The sequence below is a fragment of the Bordetella flabilis genome (genome assembly GCF_001676725.1).
GTDB classification, from domain to species: domain Bacteria; phylum Pseudomonadota; class Gammaproteobacteria; order Burkholderiales; family Burkholderiaceae_B; genus Bordetella_C; species Bordetella_C flabilis.
On the sequence record NZ_CP016173.1, the window covers coordinates 1 to 14,354 of the forward strand.

A 14,354-nucleotide genomic window follows, 5' to 3' on the forward strand; every position below is an offset into this window, starting at 1 on the left:
ATGCTGAGCATTGAGGAATCCGCATGGGTTGACAGGTATGTCGATGCGGGCGGCGAGCGGAATGAAGGAATCCAGCTCGTTCAGAAAATGAACGTTGCCAGAGGCATCGGCACTCCGAAGGTCAACAACGGCATTTGGCCCTCCGCGAACTCGGTTGAAGTCCCGGGCCTTTTCCCCTCCGAAGAAGTGCCTGTTTCCCCTGTTGCATCAGTACATGCCATGGGTTCGCAACATGGGGCGCCTCATGGTACCGCCGCGACCAGCCAGGCGGATTCGCCAGCGAAACGACGCGGCCGACCACCCGTGAATTGGCGCGAACGGCCAAAAACCCAGCAGGAACTTGACCTCTTTGAGCTCTCACTTGAGATCGAGAAAAAGAATGCTGCGGAACACGGGCAGCTCGGTTTTATCGCCACGGCCATGATCTATGCGTCGCTACCGCATAGCGACATCAACAGCGCAGTGTTCAAACGCAAGAACGGCAACATTGCGCTTACCATCATGAATGACCCCGACATCGGGCTGCCGTTCGGCAAGATTCCACGCATCATCACTACCTTCCTGTGCACAGAGGCCAAGCGCACAGAAAAGCCCGAAATAGAGCTCGGGCGGTCGCAAGCCGAGTTCGCCCGAAAGCTGGGCTTAAACAGCGGCGGCGGCGAACGCGGCGACCTGACCCGGCTTAAGGACCAGGCCGTGAGGCTGTTCACATCACGCATCACGCTGACAGGGACACCAGACTCCCAGTTTCACTGGAAGAACGTGGACCTCACACGCGACGGCATGTTGCTATGGAGCCCACATCAGCCACACGAAAAGTCAGCCTGGGAAAGTCGCCTTACGCTTTCCGAGATCTTCTTTCAAGAGTGCATGGAGCACAGCGTCCCGATCGATTTGCGCGTCGTTCACAAGCTCACCTCCCCTCTAGCCATCGACATATACGTGTGGCTGACATATCGCCTGAATTCGATTGCCTACCCCACTCCCATTTCATGGGACCAAATCAAATGGCAATTCGGCGCCAACTATGCCAACGATGCGCAGGGCCTCCGCAACTTCATCTCGGCTTTCAAAACGCAGCTCAGACGCGTCATGGCCGTGTATCCAGAGGCGAAGGTCACAACCGACTCGAAAAAACTCACCCTCATCCCATCCAAGAGCCACATCTCTTCCATCTCGCGCTAGAAGATGAAACTCAAGTACCTATTCGTCACCCTTGCACTTCTGACCTTTATCGCGTCCGTCAGGTGGTTTCTCGCCCAAGATGAGTTTGTCGCTTCCTTATTTCTTATGATGGGACTGGCTTGCTTGCTCAATGCGGCGAGGCCCGAGGCCAATAAGCCGGTCAAAGTCAAAGACCTCATAGCCCTGGTCCAGCCGCCGAAGTAGGCCTCAAAGGCGGGCCACCGAATACGGAGCCGCGCAAGCGGCTTTTTTTACGTAAGGATGGGTCGCTGCTGATTCCCTGAGGTCGTCAAGCCGAGCTTGTCCTCCCTGATATCTGGGGAGCGCACTTCAAGCGCTTTTCGCTGGCCGTCCCAACTTCTCAGGACACACATCAGAGGCACCTTTGTCTTTCCGCAAGCCGAGAAACGACGAATGTCTCAGGTGGCCTCCCTTCGTGCGCTCTTTGTAGGCAACTTCAACTACGACCTCGGGCCGCACCCAGTTAAACGTCACGTTACGCCCGACTGCCGAACGTGCAGATGGAATTCTCTCCTTGATAGGCGCCTTGTCGGCAGCTAACGGCTTCAGGAGCTTCAAGAGCTGGTTAATCGTTTTGCCGCCGAGGCCCGACCCTACTCTGCCGGCATAATGGACCTGGCCGGCATCGTCATACTGCCCAAGCAGGAGAGATCCGAACGCACTGGGAGAGCCTTCGGCCGTAGACCATCCGATGATCAAGAATTCATCTTTCTTTCGACACGGAAGCTTGATCCAGGTGTTGGTGCGCCCCGCCCGATAGGGCGCATCCCTGCGCTTTCCCATAAGACCTTCCAAGCCCATCTTGCAGGCCTGCTTGTGCAGGCCTGCCGCGTCACCAGGGTCCGAAAGGTCCACCACTTTGCTTCTTATGATCGGGCCATTGGCTGGAAGATCGCAAAGCAGCTCTTCGAGGGCGGCAGCGCGTTCGATGAAAGGCAACTCCCGTAAGTCTTTCCCGCCCCAAAAGGGGATGTCAAAGGCGACAAAACGGACGTTCCTTGCAACCTTTCTGCTGCGCATATTCTGCAGGAGGTTGAAGTCTGGTATCCCGTTCTCGTCAAGCACGACAAGTTCGCCATCCAACCAACCGGTGCCAAGTTTCAGCGCACTGATCGCGTCCGCCAACGATTGCACCTCTGCCGTCCAGTCCTTGGCGTCGCGCGAGAAGAACCGCACCGCTTTGCGATCGATGCGGCAGACCATGCGGTAGCCGTCGTACTTGATCTCGTAAACGTAACAGGGATCGTTGGGCGGCGCCCGCACAAGCGTCGCCAGTTGAGGCTTAACGAACTCGGGGAGCCGCGCCATCGTCAGGCCTGCAACGCCTCACGGACCTTTTGAACGCTGCTGGAGCCTGCCTTCTGCATCGCAGAGCGCAGAGCGCAGAGCCTCTTCAGTCACGCCCAATTCGCGTGTCCAATAACGTACTTCCCATTCCTCGTTCAGGTTGATCCGAGCCCGGTCTTGAGGTCCACGGTTCTGCAGGTCGTCTGCCATCACATCCTCGCTTGAAAACCCGCCGCCGAGCAACCGACGTGCCGAAGGGGCAACGCGCATGCGGCTTAAATCAGGATCGGCCCCCCTACCGGACCCAATGAGCTGGGATTAAGGTCACTTCTTTGATGGTGGCCGCGATGCCGTCAACTAGATGGCGAAATTGCGAACCGGTGCCATGCGATGGGCCGTGATGAAGAGCCTCAAACTTGATACCTTTTACAGGATCCTCGTCGCCGCGACCACCCGTCCCCGAACAGACATCACCGCTCTTGGCATGCCCGTTGGACGACAGATAGGGAGTCGGCCAAACGTCACTATGTCTACACACAGATCTCACTTTTCGCCTACTTTTTCACTCTTTCTTTACGCACAATCAGCGCGGTTCAAAGGCCTGGATCTATGGGCCACCCGGGATAGAGCTGTGGGCAATCCAACTTATCCACGATGAAATACCAACAAACCATAAGCTATTGAAAATAAACAGAATGTTTGTATTTCATCGCATATTGTCCACGATGAAACTCCACCGCGAAATGCGATGAAACACCAATAAATCCGGTGCGATGAAATGCCAACATGCGCTGTGACACAAGGCCTTTCTGGGCACCGCAGTCCACCACCAAGTATTTCCCAAGTATTTTTATATTCCTAGTAGTGAGGCTACGCCTCGCCGTGGATAAGCTGCCTATCCACCGACGCTACGCGTCCGTGGATAGTCGCTGCGCGATTCGCAGCTTCCCCACCGCGTCGAACCTTCGCGCCATGGACGACACTTCGTGTCGCCCACCGCCCGAAGGCTCCCAGTCGGCTGAAATAAATTCAAACCCTAAAACCAAGTTTTTAGACATAAAAAATTCGTTTTTTTGACGGGTGAAGTTGATAGTGGTGTATAGTCCACATCGCATCTGCGTGGCGCCCTGCCCGCTTCAACCTGAGCGAGAGGACTATGTTCTTCAAGAATCTCAAGATCTATCGCCTGTCTTCTGCATGGACCCTGACGAATGACCAGCTGGAAGCGAACCTGGTTAAGCAGGCGTTCCAACCAGGAAGCGAGCTTGAAATGCAAAAACTAGGCTGGGTTGCGCCTCGTGAGAACGGAAGACTTGCCCATGTCGTCAACGGTCAGATTCTGATCGTGCTGCGCGCCGAAACCAAACTGCTCCCCAATAGCGTGGTGAATCAGGTGACACGAGCGCGTGCCCAGGAGCTTGAAGAGCAGCAAGGCTACAAGCCAGGGAGGAAGCAAATGAAAGAGCTGAAGGAGCGTGTTACCGACGAGCTGCTGCCCCGCGCCTTCAGCCTGTACCGCGACACCCAGGTATGGATTGATCCCGTCAATCGGTGGCTGGTGATCGATGCAGCCGCTGCCGCCAAAGCGGACGAGGTGATCGGCATGCTGGCCAAAACCCTGGACCCGCTGCCTCTGGAAACGTTGCACGTAGCACGGCCACCCGCTTCCGCTATGACCGACTGGCTGGCCTCGGACGAAGCGCCCAGCCACTTCACGATAGACCAAGACACGGAGCTGCGTGCGTCGGGCGAGAGCCGCGCCGCCATACGGTACGTGAAGCATTCGATTGACGCCGAAGACGTGCGCCGCCATACCCAATCCGGCAAGCAATGTACGAGGCTGGCTATGACCTGGGCCGACCGTGTTTCATTCATGCTGACAGAAACGCTGGACATCAAGCGCGTCGTGCCCTTGGATGTGTTGAAGGAAAGCCCTGATGCCATCTCGAAGAATGACGATGAACGATTCGATTCCGACATGGCGCTGATGACCGGCGAGCTCGCGAAACTGCTTGCAGATCTGGTCGAGGCGTTGGGCGGCGAACATGCACCGGACGTTTCTGCTGCGCCCGAGGCGCCCGCACAGGGCGCGGGAGATGCAGGCAATGCGCGAGCGAAAGAGCGTGCTGGCATCGCTGCTGTACACCGTGCAGATTCGAAAGGGCACCGCCCAAGCATACGAAGTTCTGCCGATGGCGATGCGATATCACCCGCGTCCGACAGGCATGCCCTTGCATAGGTGGCGCGATGAACATCGATGGAGCAGGCACTGCCCACTCGCTCAGCAAAGCTGAAGTCACGATGAATCAGCACCCTGTGGCGTCAGGAAAGACCCTGCACAGGTCGCTGTGCGAGATCGCCGTCAGATGGCTCAAACGTGCGCGATCCGCAGGCGGCCCGGGTTGCGCAGTCGCGGTCAGCGAGTGCAAGACCGGACACGACGGCGAGATTCCTGATGCCATAGGCTTTCGCCATACAGGGTATGCGCCCACTGACGGAAGCGTGTTGATCGAGGTCAAGGTATCAAGGGCAGATTTTCTGGCCGATGCCCGAAAACATCATCGCAAGGCGGGCGGTGTCGGCTCCTGGCGCTACTACATGGCTCCGGAGGGACTGATTGATCCTGCCGAGCTCCCAGATGGTTGGGGACTGCTGCAAGTGAACCCGCGCGGCCACGTCAAGCCGCTTGCTGGGCACGCTCTGTATTTCAAGGGTCGGGACGACGAATACGTGAGCCAGGCCACCCAATGGCGCTTCCCAGAAGTGAATCTCACGCGTGAAAATTTTCTGCTCGTGCGGGCGCTGGCTAACACCGGAGACCCCCAAAAGGTCTTGGGAATGCTCAGGGAATCCAACAACCGGACGGCCAGGCTGTCCGCAGCAATCGAAAGAATTGCCAAGGCACTCGGTCTTCCTCAACACGCGTCATCGTTCGATGTCGAGCGCACCGCGTCAAGGCTGCTACAGCAGCTTGAGCGCTACCGGGACCACGAAAAATCCTCTCTTCTCGCGAGTTCATGATGGACGTAGTGGCAGACGTATCCAGGCCTGCAATACGCTACCATGGCGCCAAATTTCGGCTGGCATCATGGATTCTCCAATTCTTTCCCGAACACGAATGCTACGTAGAGCCCTACGGAGGCGCGGCGGGCGTGCTGCTACAGAAACCTCGCAGCTACGCCGAGGTGTACAACGACATCGACGGCGAGATAACCAATTTCTTCTCGGTTGTGCGTGATCCCGCATCGAGGGAGCGGCTTATCGAGGCCTTGCTGCTTACACCTTACGCTCGCGTCGAGTTCGACCTGGCATACGAGCCAACGGACGATCCGGTGGAAATGGCTAGGAGAACAGCAATCAAGGCCCAGATGGGCTTTGGATCCGCTGGTGCAACGAAGGGCAAGACAGGCTTTCGCGTGGACTCAGCGCGGGAATACGGCACTGCATGGAGTCTTTGGTCTCGGTACCCCGAGTCATTGTCGGCAGTAGGAAACCGATTCACCAATGTCCTTATCGAAAATCTGGATGCGCTGGATGTCATGACAATGCACGACGCGCCGACAACGCTGCACTATGTGGACCCGCCATATTTGCTTTCGACACGGCAAATGCATGGATTGAGCCGCTACTATCGGTACGAGATGACCGACACCGAACACGTACGCCTGCTGGACTGCCTGAAAGCCCTACAAGGCATGGTGGTTTTGTCTGGCTATGACTCGCCTGTTTATCGCGAGATGCTGTCAGCCTGGCCCGCGTATTCGACGCAAAGCGTTATTGCTGCTGGTCGGGGAAGCGGCAAACGAACAGAGATGGTGTGGATGAACCAGGCCTGCCATGACGCGTTGTATGGCGACGCAGGGCCGTTATTTCGAGCGCTGTAGGGCTTTTGGCCGTGTGTCGATGGTGAGTCCTTCCCCGCCTAGGAAAGTGCCGTTGCGGGCCCTACAACTCACTATCACGTTGGATAGAACTATCAATAGGACCGGACCAGGTATGAGAACGTCACAGGACGGTGTGTTTACCGTATCCGCTTTTCTCGGCGCGGCAATGCTTTTAAGCGGCTGCGCCGCGCCCCAAACCACTACGGAGGTGCTGCGCGACAGTCGTGTCTATCGGGACGATGCGATTGTGGCCAGATGCACGGTCAACGAACGCGAAGGAGTTCAAAGTAGCGGACCGTGCACCGTGGGAAGTCGTCGCGTTGTTGTCGGCGGCGAAGTGGTGTACAGACGCGGCGCCCAATGCTATCGGGACATCTACGCGCCTGACCGGAGCGAAAGCAATACGCCGGTGGTTCATGCCGAGGTGCCTTGTCCTGGCGCTTGACGCAGCGGGCACACCAAATCAAAAAGGCCGCTTTCGCGGCCTTTGACATTTGCATCTTGGAACTGTTGAACGTTCGCCACAGTTCAAATGTCATTCACCCTTTCCAGAATCGTTGCCTCCAATCGTCCACGTGCACGAAGTGGCGATTTGGATACCAACCAACTCCCCCGCCCTGGAGATACAGGCCGAGTTTAGCCAGATAGTCGGCTGGCACGTCCGGAATGGTGATGTCGGCCGCGCCACCCGTCTTATGTCTGCTGTTCTTCACAGCGCCTTCCGTATTGGCGTTCGTGGTCTCCGTGCGTAGACCCGATGTCACCACAATCAGGCGGTCTTGCTTGTAGGAGCGGAACCAGCCCTGTATGCCGGCAAGGATATCCAAAAGCCGAGGACTCATGTCCGTGGCAACGCCTGCTTTCACATCGCGTAGAAGATGGCATACACGCCGGTAGCCTGGGCCCACAATCGACCCATCCGCCCAGTATGTTTCTCGAATGAGCTCGTCGGTACCGGCGCGGCGGAGATAGAGCGTCCTGGGGCGTTGCCAGAAGTCGTTAGCCAGAACGCCAGGGGGGAACAGGAGGCCTGCTGCCGTGGCCCCTCCAAGAACGGAGGCCTTCAACAGAAATTGCCTCCTATCTGGAGACAGGAGCTCGCTTGCCTTGTGGTTCGTCAACATGGTGTCCAGCTTAGATATGTGCACCAGAAATCTTCTATCTCACATCACGTAAACCAACGAACCGTCGGGAATTGCAGCTGGGATGTCCAGCAGAACAGTGCCCGACAGGGAACCCATAAGTTTTCCTGCCGAGGCAATGCCCAGTGTGGCGGGCGCATCGCCTCCTGCAATCACGTCATCGACGGATATGCGGTTTCCATTTTCAGGCGCGATAAACACGTACGCACGTCCGCTGTGTCCTATGACCCTCACTCGTGAATCTCCCAGGAACCACGAGGGCGTGTAAGGAGCCAGCTCGGACGCCGATATCTCGCCTTCCTTCGCGGAATGCGCTGCCATGAACGACTGCGCTATTCCAGCCATAACGCGCATGCTCGCTGCGGAAACCTCCTGCGAGGAGGCTTGAGCCGAAGATTGCGATTCTGCCAGTATGGTTGCCGTAGTACCGCCCATCACCAGCAGTGCCGCGAGAACGTATGACAAGAAATACATTTTTGGATCCGAAAATCGGAGAGGACAATTCCTCGTTTAGAGGTGCAGTATGGCGTGCGCTTTGGAACATCCCATTGTGTTTTACCCGGCGCCATTATCATTGGGGGGCACGTCGCAGCGGATAGCGACGATGGTTCCGTCCGAGAACGTCTGGTAGTAGCAGAAATACGGCGACAACCTAAGATCTAGACGGTAATCTACCGAAATGACGGGACCGTGCGGCCCGGTATTCCCTGGGAAGGATCCAGGTGGGCCTTGAGGCCCTGTGGAGCCTGGCGATCCCGGTGGGCCTTGAGGTCCAGCCGGTCCTTGCGGGCCTGGATATCCGTTGAAATTGATTTGCGATAGCCACATCCCTACCGACCTGATGTAAGCGTCGTTGATGTAAAGGCTCCCCACCGCCGACTGCTTTGCGGCATTCGCATTGCCATTCTGGTCCAACGCGACGACCGACCAGTCGTTATGTGTCGTCTGCAACCGCCCGGTCATGGTGTCCCCGGTCACGTTCAGCGACCGCGCCCAGACACCCGATCGGCAATAGAGCGATTGCCCATCGGCGGCAGAGGCTACGGCACCATTCTGAAGAAGCGGGCTGCTTGCATCGCCAGCAACGGAATAGCACGGCTGTCCGACCACGGCCTTCGCCCCAGTACCCAACTGTAGGTAGGTCTCCATGGTATTGAGCTCAGGCTTCCCAGGCACACGGTGTCGGTACAGATAATCATTTGTCGCCATGCTGTCCTTGAAAAACAAGGCGCTTGCGATATGACCGGCAGGAACGGCTGCTCCGAAATCGGCAACAGGACGTTCCCACACGCCGCGTGTGCCGCACAAGGTACTCACGGCCACCTTGCTCGTTCCGCAGTAGTCTCCGGCAGCTACCGTGTAGCCCCCTTCTGCGCCGATGTACTGCGATACCATGCGAGCCAGCTCGTGACTTGCTGCCTGACCGCCCTCTCCTATCACCAGGGGATCTAGCTGCACCGCTTTAGGATCTACGCTCCTGCGAGTGACCCGTACATTCAGCGTCTGGCCCCAAACGTTGGTAGGTGAGAGAGACGACTGCACATAGCCATTCGTCACCAGAGTCGCAAAGGGGATGGTTGTCGTGCTTCCGACGCTGGGCGCGGCGGCGAGCAAATCCGAATAGTGGTCCTTGACATACATTGCTGCCGCATTCGCCACTGTCTTGTGGTGTATAGCAACAATCTGCGCTGTCTTCTGGTCGTTGCTGGTAGTCATTTGGGACATGCTAAAGCCCACCAGCAACGCGATCAGCGTCAAGCCGCCGATTGCTTCGACCGCAAAGCCACCTTTTGCTGCGCGCAGCTTCCGAAGGCGGGTCACCGCATGTTTGAGTTTCATCGTAGCCATTGCGTCCAATCCTATTGGGACTCAGTTATCACGCGGTACCACTCCAACGGACCGCGTTCTTCTGCGCGGTGATTTCATCAGCCAAAGCCCTGAAGTTTCCCTGGTTGATCTTCTCTCGAATTGCGGCTTCATTAGGTGCGCCGGATATGAGCAAAGTCTCCGACGTAAGCCTACAGTTGACGCCCTCCCCGTTAGACTTTGGAGTGCGGCGCAGAGATTGGTAGATGACCAGCGCGAGGCTTTGGCTCATGATGGCGTTTACGTCGGCAGCAGGGCCACCAATAAGGCTGCGAATTCGGATGAGACCGTGCGCGATCGACTGGGCATGTGCGGAGGCCAAAAGAAGATGACCGTTGCTGCCCGCCTGCAGGAATTCTGCCGCAGTGACCCCGTCGCGTATCTCTCCGATCATGAAGAGGTCCGCGTTGCTTCGCATGCCCCGGACAAGTTCATCAGCATACGTTTCCACTTCGAGTTGCAGCGACAGACCTTTGCCGATCGTGCCAGATAACCTGGTTTCGATTGGATCTTCCAGCACAAGCGCGAGCCCACCGTGCTTTATCAATCGGGCTTCGATCGCAGTGGAAATCGTACTTGTCTTTCCAGAGCTCATTTCGCCCAATACCAACACCGCGCCTTTCAGATCGGGATGCAGCAAAGCCTCTTGCGTTGCGGAGCTGAGACCAGATTCAGCGAGCGTGCGCTCCCACCGCTTTTTCTGACGCATGACGTACGTCACGCCTTGATGCGGGTTAGAGAAAACAGCGACGCGATAGAGAACGTCGTCGCGTATGAAAGAGAACTCGCGACGCCCAGTCCTTGAGGCCATTTCTTCGGACAGCGTTCTGAATTCGGCTATCTCTGTCTGAAACTCGTCCCCGGCTGGGGTGATCGACGCATCTTGTCCTGCAAGCCCTTTGAAAAAGGCGGATCCGGTTTGCAGGTACAGGTCGATGAAGTCAATGTCACACAGTCTTCTGGACACGATTACGCTACGAAAAGATGAAAGGGATTGGTGCACATCACGACTATTACAGCGAAGCTTATGAAGGGTCCGAACGGGAAATAGACAAACGCTTCGTGCTTGCTACCTCGCATAGCCATGATGCTGCGGACGATTAGGGCACCGACAACAGCAATACAACCGGCGATGATTACAGGCTGTGGGCCCAGCCATGTGCCACACGCCGCGATCAGCGATACATCCCCTTCCCCCACGGCCACCTGGTCACCTGTTCGCGACACGGCAAGCAGCCAGTTGGGGATGGAGAATAGGGTCCAACCAGCGGCGGCGCCGAAGATGGCTCTTTCAACCGGAAGGGGCACGATTTCACACGCAGACGCGAAGATCCCAGCCCACAGAACGCTTCCCACCAGTGAGCTGGGAAGGAGCTGGGTATCGAGGTCGATGAGACTAAGAAGAAGGAGTGCCCCAATGAATACGGAATAGGCCCATGCTGTTGGCGATGAAATACCAACGCGTAGCCAAAGCATTACGAATGCCATGATCCAAAAGCCACCAAGCACGGGTACCGCGACTCGGCGAGCTCTCGCCGACAGCACTCCAGGCATGAGTTCATCGACTGACGCATCGCGCGTCGCCTGGATGTCTCGGGCAAGTGCAGAGCGTAGGCGTGCGCCCGCCGAACGCGCAAGCCAAGGGGCGAGCATGGCAACCCAAGCGATCGCCAATGCCGATGCCCCTGAGAATAGCAACCCGTCCAGATGATTGGCGCCGGACATGATGTTAGTTTTGGCTCGTCAAGGCAATGTCCACCGCGCCGCCCGTGCCGCATGCTGCCGACGCCTCAGCAATCGTCGTGGGGATGTCCGTGATCGCGGTTGAGCCCACAGTGATGGCAGAAAATGAACCGGAGTTGGACAGCGTTTGAACCATCTTCGGACACTGCGTCGAAGGGACCGAGCCGAGCGAGATAGTAAATTTCTGCCCGCCGTCAGCGGAGACCACCGTAACAGTGCCACCCCAGTTATTGCGGATCTGCGCAGAGGCGCCAGTGCCCGTGACGTTCATGTTGCGCGGAACCACATCCGTAGACACAAGCACAGGCACTAGGTCGGTACCTTCGGGCCCATAGCCGCCGCGCGCGCTCTTCAGAGGCATCACGCCGGAATACAGACGGCTGACGTTCTCCGTTTCGGACGTGCCCCAGAAAATGATGTAGGCGGTGCCGATGGCAGCGAGGGCAAGGGCACCTATCAGAGCATACAGCCCCCACGTACCCATGAATTCGGTGATGAAAGATCCCCGAGCACGGCGCCGCTTGGAGATGGAAGATAGGGCGTTTATCTTGATAGCGGATTGCATAGTTTGCTCCTGCGCTTGGAAAAGGGTTTACATGATGCCCATCGCACTTTGCGATGCGCGTTGAATCAAGGCCGTGCCGCTCACAACAACACCTGCCACCGAAAAAAGCATGATCATCCCGACGTTTCGTACGACCTCGGCCATGTTCTCGACGTTCTTGATCGTCTCTTCGAGCCAGTCATCCGCAAACTGCGCGATGGCGGTTTCTACACCGGACTTTGCGCCGAGAATTCGCAGGTGTCTGATCGCCTCCGGATCCGGAAACTTGTAGCCGCTAACGTGAAGCGCATCGCCAAGTCCTTCGCCATGGTGTAGACCTGACCGCGCCGCTAGGATTCGTTGCCGGATGTAGGGGCTGGCATGTTCTGCGAGCTCTTTCAATGCATCGCCTGTTTGAACATTGGCCTGCATCAGCGACGACAGAGAGATGAGGAAGGTTGCACCGTTCACCGTTCGGTAAAGAGAGAACGGCCAAACATGATCCAGCAAGATCCGATGACGGCCGGTGTAATTCGGCTGCGACCAGCGAACAAGGAAGATGAAGCCGATGATCAAAACCACGGTATAGATTCCGTAGTTCACAACGAACTGCGACATCGCATAAAGCCCGTACGCGAATCCCGTCAACTGCGCAGGCTTAATCATGACCATTGACTGCGGAATCAGGTAGTACGCGGAGACGATCAGGACGGCCACCATCATGATCGATAGAAATATGTTGTAGACGAAGGCCTTGCGCATCGACGCGCCGATGCGCTGCTTGGCTTTGATGAAGCGGCTTGCCTGAACCATTGCCTCCTTTAGGTAGGAAGACTTTTCACCAGCAGATATGAGGAAATACTCGCCCTCGGGGATGTAAGGAGCCATCGAGTTGGCGAATGAAATGCCGTTATCCATTCCAGCCAAGATGTCTCTCATCATGAGAGCTACCTTGTCACGCGGCTTTTTCCCGTCGTCGCTGTAGATCTCGTACATATCCGTCAGTGCGACATCGAGCTTGTTGCCATTCTTCAGGTGTATGTAGAGCTGGTTGTATAAACGTATGCGTTGGTTGTTCGATAGCGTTCCTGCTCTGGAGCCGACGGCCAACTCTCCATTCGGAGACCCGTGCTTGTTCCTAAGCTTCCACATTGCATTTTCCTTTATGCCACCAGGAGTTCGTCGGTATCCAACAGGCATACATCGAGCTCCCCAGTCTCTGGACAGATGCGGCCCTCGTTGATCCGACGGAGCAGATGCGCACACTTCGTAATGCCGCCGTGCTGCTTCCAGTAGTCGTACGCGGCGAACTTGCTGACCTTATAGGCCTCCATCAGCGCGCGCGTTGGGGTTGCCACCTCAGCGATCACCGTCCGCCCATCGATGCCATCTAGGCATGAGCTGCATCCAGGGCCACGGAGCCAGACCGTTTCAGGCGTGCAGTACTTTTCCACGCGCTCTCGCAGGTCTTTCTGCAACTTGCCGCCGTGTTCTGTGAACTTGAGACGACAGTGCGGGCAAATAGTGCGAGCGAGCGACTGATTGACGATGCACCGTATAAGGGTGGGGTCATATAGCAAGCTGTCCGTGATGCCGAGATCACGTAGGCGGTCAAACACGGTAAGCCAGTCATTGGCGTGGATGGTCGTGTACATACCGTGCCCCGTCATCGCGGCGGCGAATGCCGCGCGGGCGCTACCGATGCTTCTCACCTCGCCGACCATCATGATGTCGGGATCCAACCGCATGCTATGCGTGATGGCATTTGCGAACTCGGCAGCAACGCCGTCGTCGTCCAAGCCGTTCTTGTCGATGATTGGCGTCTGCACTGCCCCGGAGATTGGAAATTCAACGGGGTGCTCGATGGTCAGCACACGGTGTTTCCCGCCGACATCTTCGCTGTACTCCGACAGCAAAACTTCCAAGGTAGTGGATTTTCCTGAGCCGGTACCACCGGAGAGGACGCAGATTCCCGTTCCCCGCCGCTTAGTCTCGTTAAGTCTTTCGACTTGTTCCGGTAGGTAGCCCAGCTCAGCGGTGGACGGTCTACCCGTACGTCGCTTATAGAGCAGGCGCAATGCCATCGCCACGCCACTTTCAGCAGGAGTGGTCGCAAGCCGTCCCGACCAAATCCCCGCTTTGTCCGCGTACTCTTTTCTCAGCCTCCCCTGCTGCCTTCGGTTCTCGTCAAAATTGGGATCACTCGAAGAGTCGATCATGGAGTTGTAGAGGGCGCTCATCATGTACAGCCCCTCTTCTGCCGACACTTCACTTTCAGTGTGCAGCTCTCCATGAATGCGGAATTGAATTTTCGCTTTGCTGTGAGCCACCACCATGTGGATGTCGCTCGCCCCTTTCAACATGGCATTGCGCATGAGGCGAATGAGGTATTCCTGGCGATTCGTATGCGAGTCCTGTTGACCGACGGCCTCGATTGCAAGCCCGGGGTTGCCCGCATAGATCGCTTCGATCTTGGTGAGAAAGACGAACTCCATCCGCACGCGGTCATGCCCAACCCAGCGCCGGATATCAGCGATCTCGCCTTGAACGTCGATGTCTCGTTTATGTACGCTGTTGATGTAAATGCACTCATCATCAGCAAACACGAGCTTCTGCCGCAGATCTGCCTTATGCAAATACGTGGCGTGGGGTTTGGGGTGGATCTCGTTGCTCATTTCGCTG

The 14,354-nt window shown here is 56.8% G+C and carries 14 protein-coding genes; 4 read left to right on the forward strand and 10 right to left on the reverse strand.

The features are described from left to right. On the forward strand, positions 1-1,185 hold the full coding sequence (locus BAU07_RS27630) for a replication protein RepA (protein ID WP_232338383.1): 1,185 nt from the start codon (positions 1-3) through the stop codon (positions 1,183-1,185). 330 nt (positions 1,186-1,515) lie between these two features. Here BAU07_RS27630 and ligD read toward each other — a convergent pair whose 3' ends face one another. Together ligD and BAU07_RS27010 are read right to left on the reverse strand one after the other, a co-directional pair. After that, entirely contained in the window at positions 1,516-2,514 is a 999-nt protein-coding gene (ligD, locus tag BAU07_RS26055) for a non-homologous end-joining DNA ligase (protein ID WP_066665773.1), read from the reverse strand. 18 nt (positions 2,515-2,532) lie between these two features. After that, on the reverse strand, positions 2,533-2,703 hold the full coding sequence (locus BAU07_RS27010; protein ID WP_084026141.1) for a DUF3606 domain-containing protein: 171 nt from the start codon (positions 2,701-2,703) through the stop codon (positions 2,533-2,535). 946 nt (positions 2,704-3,649) lie between these two features. Between BAU07_RS27010 and BAU07_RS26060 the strand changes: the two genes are divergently transcribed. The 3 genes from BAU07_RS26060 to BAU07_RS26070 are packed head-to-tail and all read left to right on the forward strand — an operon-like array spanning position 3,650 to position 6,377. Beyond that, complete coding sequence (locus BAU07_RS26060; RefSeq protein ID WP_084026120.1) at positions 3,650-4,732, forward strand: recombination-associated protein RdgC; 1,083 nt, start codon at positions 3,650-3,652, stop codon at positions 4,730-4,732. Positions 4,733-4,740: 8 nt separating this feature from the next. Continuing rightward, entirely contained in the window at positions 4,741-5,514 is a 774-nt protein-coding gene (locus BAU07_RS27295) for an adenylosuccinate synthase (protein WP_157122567.1), read from the forward strand. Continuing rightward, positions 5,511-6,377 carry a DNA adenine methylase gene (locus tag BAU07_RS26070; protein ID WP_232338384.1) on the forward strand — a complete coding sequence of 289 codons (867 nt, stop codon included), beginning with the start codon at positions 5,511-5,513 and terminating at the stop codon, positions 6,375-6,377. Before BAU07_RS27295 ends, BAU07_RS26070 begins: the two co-directional genes overlap by 4 nt. A 539-nt stretch (positions 6,378-6,916) precedes the next feature. Here BAU07_RS26070 and BAU07_RS26075 read toward each other — a convergent pair. From BAU07_RS26075 to BAU07_RS26110, 8 genes are all read right to left on the reverse strand, one after another. Beyond that, on the reverse strand, positions 6,917-7,501 hold the full coding sequence (locus tag BAU07_RS26075) for a YcbK family protein (protein WP_066665955.1): 585 nt from the start codon (positions 7,499-7,501) through the stop codon (positions 6,917-6,919). A gap of 39 nt (positions 7,502-7,540) precedes the next feature. Beyond that, positions 7,541-7,993 carry a type IV pilus biogenesis protein PilM gene (gene pilM / locus BAU07_RS26080; RefSeq protein ID WP_066665777.1) on the reverse strand — a complete coding sequence of 151 codons (453 nt, stop codon included), beginning with the start codon at positions 7,991-7,993 and terminating at the stop codon, positions 7,541-7,543. An 81-nt stretch (positions 7,994-8,074) separates the two neighbouring features. After that, positions 8,075-9,367: a shufflon system plasmid conjugative transfer pilus tip adhesin PilV gene (pilV, locus tag BAU07_RS27695; protein WP_066665779.1), complete on the reverse strand. Its 1,293-nt coding sequence runs from the start codon at positions 9,365-9,367 to the stop codon at positions 8,075-8,077. Positions 9,368-9,395: 28 nt separating this feature from the next. Further along, entirely contained in the window at positions 9,396-10,352 is a 957-nt protein-coding gene (locus BAU07_RS26090; protein WP_066665780.1) for an ATPase, T2SS/T4P/T4SS family, read from the reverse strand. Between the two features lie 2 nt (positions 10,353-10,354). Then, on the reverse strand, positions 10,355-11,110 hold the full coding sequence (locus tag BAU07_RS26095) for a prepilin peptidase (RefSeq protein WP_084026121.1): 756 nt from the start codon (positions 11,108-11,110) through the stop codon (positions 10,355-10,357). Positions 11,111-11,114: 4 nt separating this feature from the next. Then, the gene (locus BAU07_RS26100; RefSeq protein ID WP_066665782.1) at positions 11,115-11,693 is read right to left on the reverse strand and encodes a type 4 pilus major pilin; all 579 of its coding nucleotides are present in this window, start codon (positions 11,691-11,693) and stop codon (positions 11,115-11,117) included. Between the two features lie 27 nt (positions 11,694-11,720). Next, positions 11,721-12,824, reverse strand: a complete 1,104-nt coding sequence (locus BAU07_RS26105; RefSeq protein WP_066665783.1) for a type II secretion system F family protein — start codon at positions 12,822-12,824, stop codon at positions 11,721-11,723. An 11-nt stretch (positions 12,825-12,835) separates the two neighbouring features. After that, on the reverse strand, positions 12,836-14,347 hold the full coding sequence (locus BAU07_RS26110) for a GspE/PulE family protein (RefSeq protein WP_066665784.1): 1,512 nt from the start codon (positions 14,345-14,347) through the stop codon (positions 12,836-12,838). Between the last annotated feature and the right edge of the window lie 7 nt (positions 14,348-14,354).